The 11,160-nt window shown below is 60.0% G+C and carries 10 protein-coding genes; all 10 read left to right on the top strand.

Going from position 1 to position 11,160, the window contains the following annotated elements; translation table 11 throughout:
• The first annotated feature begins 258 nt into the window (after positions 1-258).
• The 10 genes from mraZ (at position 259) to ACE4YL_RS09415 (ending at position 11,145) form a co-directional block, all read left to right on the top strand.
• Positions 259-690 (top strand): division/cell wall cluster transcriptional repressor MraZ, encoded by a 432-nt coding sequence (mraZ, locus tag ACE4YL_RS09460; RefSeq protein ID WP_461359013.1) that lies wholly within the window; start codon positions 259-261, stop codon positions 688-690.
• A gap of 15 nt (positions 691-705) precedes the next feature.
• Positions 706-1,638: a 16S rRNA (cytosine(1402)-N(4))-methyltransferase RsmH gene (gene rsmH / locus ACE4YL_RS09455; RefSeq protein ID WP_461359012.1), complete on the top strand. Its 933-nt coding sequence runs from the start codon at positions 706-708 to the stop codon at positions 1,636-1,638.
• Between the two features lie 14 nt (positions 1,639-1,652).
• Entirely contained in the window at positions 1,653-2,168 is a 516-nt protein-coding gene (locus tag ACE4YL_RS09450; protein ID WP_461359011.1) for an FtsB/FtsL family cell division protein, read from the top strand.
• Positions 2,169-2,220: 52 nt separating this feature from the next.
• Positions 2,221-4,224 (top strand): penicillin-binding transpeptidase domain-containing protein, encoded by a 2,004-nt coding sequence (locus tag ACE4YL_RS09445; protein ID WP_461365074.1) that lies wholly within the window; start codon positions 2,221-2,223, stop codon positions 4,222-4,224.
• Positions 4,225-4,240: 16 nt separating this feature from the next.
• Positions 4,241-5,695 carry a UDP-N-acetylmuramoyl-L-alanyl-D-glutamate--2,6-diaminopimelate ligase gene (locus tag ACE4YL_RS09440; RefSeq protein WP_461359009.1) on the top strand — a complete coding sequence of 485 codons (1,455 nt, stop codon included), beginning with the start codon at positions 4,241-4,243 and terminating at the stop codon, positions 5,693-5,695.
• Positions 5,695-7,035, top strand: a complete 1,341-nt coding sequence (locus ACE4YL_RS09435; RefSeq protein WP_461359008.1) for a UDP-N-acetylmuramoyl-tripeptide--D-alanyl-D-alanine ligase — start codon at positions 5,695-5,697, stop codon at positions 7,033-7,035. The genes ACE4YL_RS09440 and ACE4YL_RS09435 overlap by 1 nt, the downstream gene beginning before the upstream one ends.
• Position 7,036: 1 nt before the next feature.
• Positions 7,037-7,999: a phospho-N-acetylmuramoyl-pentapeptide-transferase gene (mraY, locus tag ACE4YL_RS09430; RefSeq protein ID WP_461359007.1), complete on the top strand. Its 963-nt coding sequence runs from the start codon at positions 7,037-7,039 to the stop codon at positions 7,997-7,999.
• 31 nt (positions 8,000-8,030) lie between these two features.
• Entirely contained in the window at positions 8,031-9,125 is a 1,095-nt protein-coding gene (ftsW, locus tag ACE4YL_RS09425; protein ID WP_461359006.1) for a putative lipid II flippase FtsW, read from the top strand.
• A gap of 69 nt (positions 9,126-9,194) precedes the next feature.
• Positions 9,195-10,469, top strand: a complete 1,275-nt coding sequence (murA, locus tag ACE4YL_RS09420; protein ID WP_461359005.1) for a UDP-N-acetylglucosamine 1-carboxyvinyltransferase — start codon at positions 9,195-9,197, stop codon at positions 10,467-10,469.
• Entirely contained in the window at positions 10,459-11,145 is a 687-nt protein-coding gene (locus ACE4YL_RS09415) for a cell division protein FtsQ/DivIB (RefSeq protein ID WP_461359004.1), read from the top strand. Before murA ends, ACE4YL_RS09415 begins: the two co-directional genes overlap by 11 nt.
• The last annotated feature ends 15 nt before the right edge of the window (positions 11,146-11,160 follow it).

Genomic DNA, 11,160 nt, shown 5'->3' with positions numbered 1-11,160 from the left:
ATAATCTTTGGTGTATAGTTTTGTTTGCATAACTAAATTATACCAGGGTACGGGCTCCTTCGCGAGCCCGTATTCTCGTTATTAGACAAAAAAGGGCCGTGCAGGATGAACTAATCAACGTTCATTCTGCAACAGCCCCTTATTGTTTCGCCATTTTTTTCTTTTGGTGGCAGGAATTTGCGAAAAACCACCGAATTAGGTCAACAAAGTGGTGCGTAGTGGGGAAAAGTGGGGGATTTTCGCAAGGGAGTGGTGAGGATGTTCTTGGGCGAGTATCAGCACAGCCTCGACACCAAAGGACGGCTTACTATTCCCGCGAAGTTCCGGGAGGAATTGGGCGAAGGAGCCATCCTTACAAGAGGGTTGGACCACTGCTTGTTCCTTTTCCCCAACAGCGAATGGACGATACTGGAAGGCAAACTGCAGACCCTGCCCTTAACCAAGCATGATGCCCGTCAATTTGTGCGCTTTCTCTTCTCCGGCGCTACCGAGTGCGAGCTGGACAAGCAGGGCCGGATTATGCTGCCGGCCAATCTCAGGGAGTATGCTGGGATCGAAAAGGACGCTGTGGTGATCGGGGTGGCCAGCCGCATCGAGATCTGGAGCAAGGAGAAGTGGGCAACCTATGTGGAGGCGGCCGAGGAGTCCTTTGACCAGATTGCTGAGAACATAGTGGATTTGGGGATTTGAGCTAGGGGTGAAGCAATGCAGTTTGGCCATGAACCGGTTCTCCTTCAGGAGACCATAGATGCACTGGCCCTCAAACCGGGGGAACTCTATGTGGACTGTACGGTGGGTGCCGCGGGCCACAGTCTGGGCATGCTGGCCACTGAACCCACCATCAAGCTCATCGGCATTGACCAGGATGAGGTAGCACTGGAAAGGGCGAAGTACCGCTTGGCCACCTACGCCCGCCAGGTTACGCTCCTCAAGGGCAACTTCCGCCACCTCCAAAGCCTGCTGGCGGAGGTGGGGGTGACCGAGGCCGCCGGCATCCTCATTGACCTCGGTGTTTCGTCCCTGCAGCTGGACGAAGGCGAGCGGGGGTTCAGCTACCACCAAGATGCCCGCTTGGATATGCGCATGGATAGAAGCGGGCCGCTGGACGCCTGGACCATTGTCAATACATACAGCGAGGAAGAACTCGGCAAGATCATCTGGGAGTACGGCGAAGAAAAGTGGGCGGCTAGGATCAGCCAGTTTATCGTGGCAGAGCGGCAGAGGCGCCCCATTGACACCACTGGCGATTTGGTGGCGGTGATCAAAAAGGCTGTGCCCGCCGGGGCCAGAGCCCAGGGGAAGCACCCAGCCAGGCGCACGTTTCAGGCGCTGCGCATCGCGGTCAACGATGAGCTCGGTGCCCTCACCGATGTGCTCAGGCAGGCAGTTGCCCTGCTGAAGCCCGGGGGCAGGCTGGCCGTGATCACCTTCCATTCTTTGGAAGATCGCCTCGTGAAGGACTATTTCCAGGAACTTTTGGGGAAGTGCACCTGTCCACCGGGACTTCCGGTGTGCGTCTGCGGCAGGCAGCCAGTGGTGGAACTGGTCAACCGAAAGCCCATCGTACCTTCCCCGCGGGAAGTGGAGACCAATCCCCGGTCGCGCAGTGCCAAGCTGCGGGTTGTGGAGAAACTTTGAGGAGGCTGAACTAGATGACTGCCGCCAGGAAGCTAGTGGAACCTTATTACCCATACCCAGAAGAAGCGGTTCCTGTCAGTAAGCCCGCTCCCAAACCTGCGCCCAAGCGCCGCCGAATTCCGGCTACTTTGCGCATCTGTCTCGTGGCCGCTTGCTGTGTGGTCATTGGTCTGCTGTACCTCCAGCAGCAGGTTACCTCCTACTACCTGAACATGGAATTGCTCCACCTACAGGAGCAGGTAAAGCTGATGGAGCGGCGAAATAATGAGTTGATGCTCACCCTGGAATCCCAGCGTTCCCTCAAGCAGATTGAGCAGATCGCCCGCAGCCAGTTGGGCATGGTGGACCCAGAGGTGACCGCCACTCTAGTGGTGCCCCGGCAAATGGATCCAGTTCCGGAAACGCAGGCCCGCTGGCTCGCTGAAGAGCGGCCGGCCGACCAGACCCCCGGTATTCTGGCTGCTTTGGCCGCGGTGCTGAACAAGGTTTTGCCGTTAGGAGGAGTAGAAGCTGGCACGGTACAACGCTAAGCGCTCGCGCATCAGGCGCACTCTTTTTGTATTCAGCCTCTGGACCTTGGCCATGCTGGCCTTAATTGTACGTCTAGGATATCTCCAGATCTACCGCGGTGAAGAGCTGGCGCTGCGCGCCGTGGCCCAGCGCATGCGTCCGCAGACCATCGATGCCCAAAGGGGCAGGATTCTTGATCGCAATTATAAAACACTGGCCGTAAGTGTGGGAGCAGATGCGGTGTACGCTCTACCCGACAGCATCAGCGATGTGGAGGGGACGGCACGGCAGTTAGCTCCCTATTTGTCGTTGTCTGAGGCGGAATTGATTTCGCTGCTGACCAGCGAGAAGAGCAGTGTCTGGCTGGCCCGGGGCCTAACCGTGGAAACGGCGGAAGCGATCCGGCGCTTGGGTCTGCCCGGGATTAGGCTCGTGCAGCGGCCCCAGCGCTACTATCCCCAGGGATCGCTGGCAGCCCATGTGCTGGGGATTGCCGGTACGGATAATCAGGGCTTGGAAGGAATAGAGTATTTCTACGATGAGATCCTGCGGGGAATTCCGGGACAGCAGGCCACCGAGCGGGACGCGGCCCAGCGCAGCATCCCCGGGGGGGAGACCAAAGTGGTCCCGCCCCAGCCCGGGCACGATCTGGTGCTCACCATCGATACGGTGATCCAGTACATTGCCGAAACCCACATCCAGCAGGCGGTCATTTCCAGCAACAGCGAGCGGGGTCTGGTCCTGGTGATGAACCCCAAGACCGGGGAAATTTTGGCCAACGCCATTTACCCCACCTTCGATCCGAATTACTATCAGGAAGTTTCTGCGGAACGCCGCCGCAACGTGGCCATTACGGACCAATATGAGCCTGGCTCCACCTTCAAATTTGTGACGGCCGCCGCCGCGCTGGATTTGGGGATCACCGATGAGCACCGCATCTTTGAGAGCCCCTCCGCTTGGGAAGTGGGGGGCGGCAGGGTGCGCAACCTAGATGGGCGGGCCTTTGGCAGGGTGACCTTCCGGGAAGCCATCGAGCGCTCGGACAATATAACCTTTGCCAAGCTGTCGGTGGAGATGGGGCCGGACCGCTTCTACCGCTATATCCAAAACTTCGGCTTCGGTCGGCGTCTCGGGGTGGACTTCCCAGGCGAGATCGCCGGAACCGTGCTTTCGCCCAGTCGTTCCGGACAGACGCTGCAGTGGGCAAATACCGGTTTTGGCCAGGGTATCGCCGTCACACCCCTGCAGCTGCTCACTGCCGTGTGTGCGGTGGCCAATGACGGCAAGCTGATGAGGCCGCATTTTGTCAAGGAAATCCGCGATGCCCATGGACAGCTGGTTAAGCACGTGGAGCCCGAGGTTTTGGGCACTCCCATCAGCCCCCAGACCGCGGCCCTCGTGAGCGAGCTCCTGCGCTCTGTGGTCGTCAACGGGAACGGCAACAGGGCGGAGGTGCCCGGCTACTTCGTCGCCGGCAAAACGGGCACTGCGGAAGTACCGGAGATAGGAGGCTACGGAGATGACATCATCGCCTCTTTTGTGGGCTTTGCCCCGGTTGACGACCCCGCGCTGGCCGCGCTGGTGGTTTTGTATAAGCCCAAGGTGGAATCGGCCTTTGGAGGCGTTTTGGCTGCTCCAGTGTTCCGGGAGGTTATGGAGGAAAGCCTGGAGTATCTCGGCGTAAAAAGGCGGCAGGAGAGCAGGCAGCGCTCGGCTCTCCCCACGGTGCCCAATGTGCTGGCCTTAACCAGGGAAGAGGCCCAAGCAAGGTTAGCCCAAGGGGGCTTTTTCTGGACCATGGAAGGAGAGGGGACGCTGGTAACAGACCAAACACCAAGCCCTGGTGTGCGAGTTCCTGCCCAGACCACGGTCCATCTTTATTTTGACCAAGGGGAACCGCAGGAGGTGGAGGTGCCTTCCGTACTGGGTTTGAGCATGCTCGACGCCTCAACGGTGCTCACCCAGGCGGGTTTGCGCATCAAAGTGGTGGGCAGCGGAGTAGCCGTGCAGCAGGTGCCCACCGCCGGGATGCAGGTTCCCAAAGGTTCATTGGTGGAAGTGCAGTTTGAGCTTTAGTCGAGGGGGATGGCCAGTGCAGCTGGATGCGGTATTGGACGGACTGGAATACAAGGTATACGGAAAAGCACCGCGCCTTGGCGGCATCAGCTATGATTCGCGCCGGGTAAAACCTGGAGATCTCTTCGTGGCCATGGTGGGGCAGAAGTTCGATGGCCACGATTTTGTCCATGAGGCCAGGGAAAGGGGCGCCGCTTGCGTTTTGGTGGAAAGGCCGATTCCCGACCTCGACCTGACTCAAGTTGTGGTGGACAATACCCGCTATGCCCTGGGGATTGCCGCGGCCAACTTCTACCAGCACCCATCCCGCAAACTGCGGGTTGTGGGGGTGACGGGCACCAACGGCAAGACCACCACAACCTATCTCGTGAAATCCATTCTGGAGCAGGCCGGCTATAAGGTGGGGTTGATTGGCACCATCCAGATCCTGCTGGGCAGCCAAGCTGTGGAGGCGGAACGGACCACCCCGGAGTCCCTGGACCTGCAGCGCCTCCTCGCCCAGATGGTGGACGAAGGCGTGCAGTATGTGGTCATGGAGGTTTCTTCCCATGCCCTGGAACTGCACCGCACCGCAGGCCTGGACTTCGCCGGAGCGATTTTCACCAATCTTTCCCAGGATCACCTGGATTTCCACCCCACCATGGAGGACTACTTCCAGGCCAAAGCCAAGCTCTTTGCTGGACTCAAGGGGCCCGCGGCCGTCAACACCGACGACCCTTGGGGGGCGCGGTTGGCGGAAAAGGTGGCCCAGGGGCTGTTCAGCTTCGGCGTGGAGAGCCCTGCGCAGTTTAGGGCCGGGAAGATCAAGTTGGAAAATGCGGGAGTTTCTTATATACTTGAGAGTAAGGATGGGCAGATCGGCATCGACCTGCAGCTCATGGGGATGTTCAATGTCTACAATTCCCTGGGCGCTGCGGCCCTGGCTGCGGGCTTGGGCTGCTCCCTGGCCCAGATCAAGCAGGGCCTGGAGGGGATCTCCGGGGTGCCCGGGCGCTTTGAGCGCATTTTCAACGCCCACGGTTTGAACGTGGTGGTGGATTACGCCCACACTCCCCACGGGCTGGAGAATATCCTGCGCTCGGCGCGGCCTTTGGTTCCCCAGGGCCGGATCATCTTGGTGTTCGGGGCCGGGGGTGATCGGGATAAGGGCAAGCGGCCCCTCATGGGGGCGGTGGCGGCGGAACTTGCGGATGTGGTGATTATTACCTCCGACAATCCCCGTTCCGAGGACCCAGCCCAGATCTGCTCGAGCATCGAAAAGGGTCTGTTGATGACAAATCCCCAAGTGCAGTATTCCATCGAAATAGACCGGCGCAGGGCCATCCGCCAGGCTGTGGCCATGGCCACAGCCGATGATCTGGTGATTGTGGCCGGCAAGGGCCATGAGACTTATCAGGAGTTCGCCCACGGGCGCATTCACTTCGATGATGGGGAGGAAGTCAGGGCGGCCATTAAGGAGCTGAAGGAGTAATGCGTGCACTTTCACTGGCGCAGATTGCAGAGATGACAAACGGGCGCGCTAAAGGTGCCGGCCAAGTGGACAACGTGGTCATCGACAGCCGCAGGGCCAGAGCAGGCAGCCTGTTTTTTGCCCTACCTGGCGAGCGTGTCGATGGGCACCAATTCGTGGCAGATGTCCTGGCCCTAGGCGGCTGCGCGGTGGTGAAAGAGGACACTGGTCATGAAGGCCCCGTGGTGGAAGTTGCCGATCCCCTGCTGGCCCTGCAGGATTTGGCCCAAGCGTATCTGGCCAGGTATCCCGTGCCCGTGGTGGCGGTGACGGGCAGCAACGGCAAGACTTCCACCAAGGACATGATTGCCCAGGTACTTCGTTCCCGCTACTCTGTGCATGCCACGGAGGGGAATATGAACAACGAGATCGGGGTGCCCCTAACCGTCTTGGGCTTAGAGGAGCACCATGAAGTTCTGGTGGCGGAGATGGGCATGCGCGGTCTGGGCCAGATCAAGCGGTTGGCGGAGATCTGCCCGCCGAACATAGGCGTGATCACCAATATCGGACCTGTGCACTTGGAGCTCTTGGGCGGGATCAGCAATGTGGCCCAAGCCAAAGGGGAACTTCTCGAGGCCATGGACCAAACTGGTATCGCGGTCCTCAATGGAGATGATCCCACCGTGCGGGGGCAGGCTCGCAACTTCAGGGGCAAGATCGTCTACTACGGCCTGGATGCCGCCAACCAGGTGGTGGCCAAGGGGATCAGCATGGATGGCGAAGGACGTCCCTCCTGCACCGTGACTTTCGCCGACGAAGAGGTCGCTCTGCGCCTGAAGGTGCCCGGGGTACACCACGTCTGGAATGCCTGCGCGGCCTTGGCGGTGGGCCTCCAGTTTGATGTGGATCTCAAAGAAGGGGCGAAGGCCCTGGAGCAGCTCACCCTCCTCGCCATGCGGCTGGAAGTGCGCCGCAGCCCCTTGGGGGTAGTGGTGGTGGACGACAGCTACAACGCCAGCCCCGCATCCATGAAGGGGGCCCTGGACACCCTGGCCCACATGTACTGCTCCGGTACGCGGGTGGCCATCTTAGGCACCATGCTGGAGCTGGGCGAAATAGCTGAAGAGTCCCATTTTGAGGTGGGAAGGCACGCGGCGGAATGTGCCCAAGAGCTGATTTTCATCGGCGAGTTCGCCGAGGTGATGCGGGAGGGGGCCGGCCGCGGCGCAGTGTTTTCCTCCGTGGACGAATTCTTGGCGGATATACCCCACTTCCAAGATGGTGATTTGGTCTTGGTGAAAGCATCCCGGGGCCTGCATTTTGAAAGAATCGCAGAACACCTGCTGAAGGGTGGCGCCTAAAATGCCTGCATCATTTCTACCTGTGTTCAGCGGCCTTTTGGCCTTTGCACTGTCGCTCCTTGTGGGTCCGGCTGTTATCGGGCAGCTGGAGCGGTTGAAGCTCGGACAGACCATCCGCTCCGATGGGCCCAAAACCCATCTGGCCAAAGCGGGAACGCCCACCATGGGCGGGATCCTCATCGTCTTGTGCATCTTGGCGGGGTTGGTGGTGAGCCGGCCCTTAACCGATGCCACCATCATCATGCTGTTCGCCACCATTGGCTTTGGACTGATCGGTTTTCTGGACGATTTCATTAAGGTGGTGGCCAGGCGCTCCCTGGGTCTCAGGGCCCGGGAGAAGTTGGTGGCCCAGTTTGGGGTGGCGGCTCTGGTGAGCCTCTACGCCTATGCCCGCGTGGGCAGCGAACTGATCGTCCCCTTTTGGCGGGGGACAATTAGCCTCCCTGGGCTGATCTACATCCCCTTTACCATGTTTGTGCTGGTGGGCGTGGTGAACGCGGTAAACCTCACAGACGGCCTGGATGGTTTGGCTGCGGGCAGTACCGCCATGGGCGCGGCGGCCTTTGCCATTATGTTCCTCCTTTTGGGCCACGGAGATCTCAGCGTGTACATGGGGGCGGTGGCCGGGGCCTGTTTGGGTTTCATCTGGTTTAACGGTCCTCCAGCCCAGGTGATCATGGGGGATACCGGTTCCTTTGCCCTGGGCGCGGCCTTGGCGGCCGGCGCTGTCCTCAGCAGGACTACCTTGTTTCTGCCCATTATCGGTGGGCTGTTTCTGCTGGAGACCGTTTCCGTGATCCTCCAGGTGCTCTATTTTCGCGCCACCAAGGGGCGCAGGCTGTTTCGCATGGCACCCCTGCACCACCATTTTGAACTCCTGGGATGGGCCGAAAGCAAGGTGATGATCCGTTTTGTCTTGCTCTCCCTGGTTTTCGCAGTCCTAGGGTTGTACGCCATCCTCTAGGGGCATATAGATGAGGGAGGGGGCAGAAGTCATGTTTACCAAGGGCGGCAAACCAGACCTGATCCTGTTTTTGGCCGTAATCGCCTTAGTGAGTCTAGGCCTGATTATGGTGTTCAGCGCCTCGTCCGTGATGGGTTTGGCCGATGCTGGCAACCCCTACTATTACGTGCAGCGCCAGAGCATCCTGGCCGTCTTGGGATTGGTGATCCTCTTTGTTTTGATGAAGGTGGATTACCACATTTTCAAGCCCCTGGCCCTGCCCGGACTGGTGATCTCCCTGGCCCTGCTGGTTTTGGTGCTGTTTGTGGGCACGGGAGCCGGCAGCGCGAGCCGCTGGATCAGAATTGCCGGGTTTAACCTCCAGCCCTCAGAGCTGGCGAAGCTCATTCTGGTCAACTACGTCGCGGTTTACCTGGCCAACAAGCGGGCCCGGGCCCGCAAGTTCTTCAGCGGTCTTCTGCCCATTTTGGTCATCACCGCCGTTTATTTTGTTCTGATCATGCTGGAGCCGGATTTCGGCACCGCTGTGGCTCTGGTTTTCTCCGTTTTGGTGGTTCTCTTTGCCGGGGGAGTGCACCTGGGCCAGCTCACCTTCGTGGGCCTTCTGGCTGCCCCCGTTTTGGCGTACCTGGTCACCCTCAAGGAGTACCGAGTGAAGAGACTCTTTGCCTTTTTGGATCCCTGGGCCGATCCCACAGATACGGGTTGGAACGTGATCCAGTCGCTTCTGGCCATTGGCTCCGGCGGCCTGTTCGGCGTGGGACTAGGGCGCAGCAGGCAGAAGTTTTCCTACCTGCCTGAACACCATACGGACTTCATTTTCGCCATTTTATGTGAAGAGCTGGGCTTTTTGGGCGGCGCCGCGGTAATTGTCCTCTTCTTCGTTCTGGCCTGGCGGGGGCTGCGCATTGCCATGCGGGCCCCGGACCTTTACGGGACACTGCTGGCCATCGGGATAACCTCCATCATCGCCTTTCAGGCCCTACTCAACATCGGGGTGGTCACCGGCTCCCTGCCCGTGACGGGAATTCCCCTGCCCTTTATCAGCCACGGCGGTTCATCCCTGTTGGTCAGCTTGGCGGGGATGGGCATCCTGCTCAATATTTCCCGCCAAAGCCAAGGCTAACCGCCATTTTTTCACCCCTTCCCCCTTACCGCATAAGATAAACGGTAATTCAGGGGTCGGGGTGATCGGATGGGCGCTTTTTTGGTGGAGGGTGCACGCCGTCTGCAGGGTACTGTGCAGGTGAGCGGGGCGAAGAACTCCGCTTTGAAACTGATGGTGGCAGCACTGTTGGGGCACGGCGCCTTCGGCCTGGACAATGTGCCCCGCATCACCGATGTCTACACCATGGCGGGGGTACTGGAATCTCTGGGAGCCCGGGTGAACCTGGACGGCCACCGTCTGGCCATCGAAGTGAACTCACTTCAGGGGCACACCCCTGAGCACCTGGTGAAATCCATGCGCGCTTCTGTGCAGGTCATGGGGCCCCTCTTGGCCCGTTTGGGCTGGGTGGAAGTGGCCCTGCCGGGGGGATGCGCCATCGGCAGGCGCCCTTTAGACATCCATCTCAGCGGCTTGCAGCAGATGGGTGCCTCCATCACCCTCAACGGAGAGCGCCTTTTGGCCAGGGCTCCCCGGGGCCTGCGGGGCGCAGATATTACCTTCCGCTATCCCAGCGTGGGTGCTACGGAGAACATCATGATGGCAGCCACTTTGGCCAAGGGTGAAACGGTCATCCGCAACGCAGCCAGGGAGCCTGAAATAGCCGATATTCAAGCGTTCCTCAACGCCATGGGTGCCCGCATTGAGGGAGCGGGAACCCCCGTGATCCGCATCAGGGGTGTGGGGGAGCTGGGCAGCGCTGATTTTGCGGTCATGCCGGACCGGATCGAGGCAGGAACATACCTTCTGGCCTTCCTGATCACAGGCGGCGAGGGCAGTGTGTGCGGTGTTTGTCCAGACCATTTCAGCCCCCTGCTCAACGCGGTGCGCTCCATGGGAGGCGAGATCGCTGCGGAGGGGGACGAGGTTTACATAGCTGCCCCCAAGAAACTGCGCCCCTGCGCCGTGGTGACCAGCCCCTACCCGGGCTTTCCCACGGATCTGCAGCCGCAGTTGGCGGCGGCCGCAACCCAGGCCCAGGGGCGGAGCGAGCTGAAGGAGACCGTCTTTGACCAGCGCTTTGGCTATTTGAGCGAACTGCGTAAGCTGGGTGCGGTAGTGAGGCAGAGGGGCCAGACGGTGGCGATCTACGGCCCCACCAGGCTTAAGGGAACCCGCCTGCAGGCGGGCGACCTGCGGGCCGGCGCCGCCTTGGTGCTGGCGGCTTTGGCCGCGGAAGGCCGTTCCCTGGTGCAGGGTGCCCAGCATATCGACCGGGGCTATGAACAGATGGAGCACAAGCTGCAGGCCCTGGGAGCGCAGATCACCAGAGTGGAGTTGGGGGAGGGTGGCCATGCTCAATGAACTGTCCAGTGTGAAGAATGCCCTTTCGGTCCTGGTTTTGGCCCTGGTGGTGGCTTTATACTTGTTTGCCAATTCTCCCTTTTTTGAAACGGACCAAATTGAGTGGACAGGCCTCACCCACCTCAGTCCGGGCCAGCTGGATGCCTATGTGGGCGTGGAAACCATTAACGTGTGGCGGGTGGACATGCGGGAGCTGGTCTCCCTTTTGACCAAACATCCGTGGATTGTCAGCGCCAAGGTCACCTGGCGCTGGCCCAACCACTTGATCGTGCGGGTTAAGGAGCGTACACCCATCGCCCAGATCCCCACCGAGGCGGGCTGGCTGTTGCTGGATGGGGAAGGGAATCTACTGCCACCCATCCACGGTGATGCTGCGCTGATGCTGCCCATCGCCACCAACGTCAATGTGGAAGCCCCTGAGCAGCTGCGGGCTACCGCTAGGCTGATTGCCCTCATTCCCCCCAGCCTCCTCGGTATCATCTCAGAGTGGAATGCCCAGGAGCGGACCTTTGTGACCCGTTCGGGGGTGGAAATCCTCATGGGCGAACCGGTAGAGCTGGAGGAAAAATTTGGGCTCTTGGAACGCATCCTCGCCGATCTTGAGGCCCGGGGCGAGCAGGCGGTGTGCATTGACCTGGGGGTGCCCAAGACGCCTGTGGTGAGTACAGTACGCTGAAAATACGGATCTGAT

Origin of the sequence: Candidatus Darwinibacter acetoxidans (genome assembly GCF_041936445.1) — a bacterium.
In the GTDB taxonomy this organism is placed as follows: domain Bacteria; phylum Bacillota; class Limnochordia; order Darwinibacteriales; family Darwinibacteriaceae; genus DTU010.
This window is presented reverse-complemented; position numbering and strand designations above follow the sequence as displayed.

Coding starts and splice junctions, on each gene's coding strand:
- mraZ (WP_461359013.1), top strand. CDS start 259: ATGTTCTTGGGCGAGTATCAGCACAGCCTCGACACCAAAGGACGGCTT.
- rsmH (WP_461359012.1), top strand. CDS start 706: ATGCAGTTTGGCCATGAACCGGTTCTCCTTCAGGAGACCATAGATGCA.
- ACE4YL_RS09450 (WP_461359011.1), top strand. CDS start 1,653: ATGACTGCCGCCAGGAAGCTAGTGGAACCTTATTACCCATACCCAGAA.
- ACE4YL_RS09445 (WP_461365074.1), top strand. CDS start 2,221: ATGCTGGCCTTAATTGTACGTCTAGGATATCTCCAGATCTACCGCGGT.
- ACE4YL_RS09435 (WP_461359008.1), top strand. CDS start 5,695: ATGCGTGCACTTTCACTGGCGCAGATTGCAGAGATGACAAACGGGCGC.
- mraY (WP_461359007.1), top strand. CDS start 7,037: ATGCCTGCATCATTTCTACCTGTGTTCAGCGGCCTTTTGGCCTTTGCA.
- ftsW (WP_461359006.1), top strand. CDS start 8,031: ATGTTTACCAAGGGCGGCAAACCAGACCTGATCCTGTTTTTGGCCGTA.
- murA (WP_461359005.1), top strand. CDS start 9,195: ATGGGCGCTTTTTTGGTGGAGGGTGCACGCCGTCTGCAGGGTACTGTG.
- ACE4YL_RS09415 (WP_461359004.1), top strand. CDS start 10,459: ATGCTCAATGAACTGTCCAGTGTGAAGAATGCCCTTTCGGTCCTGGTT.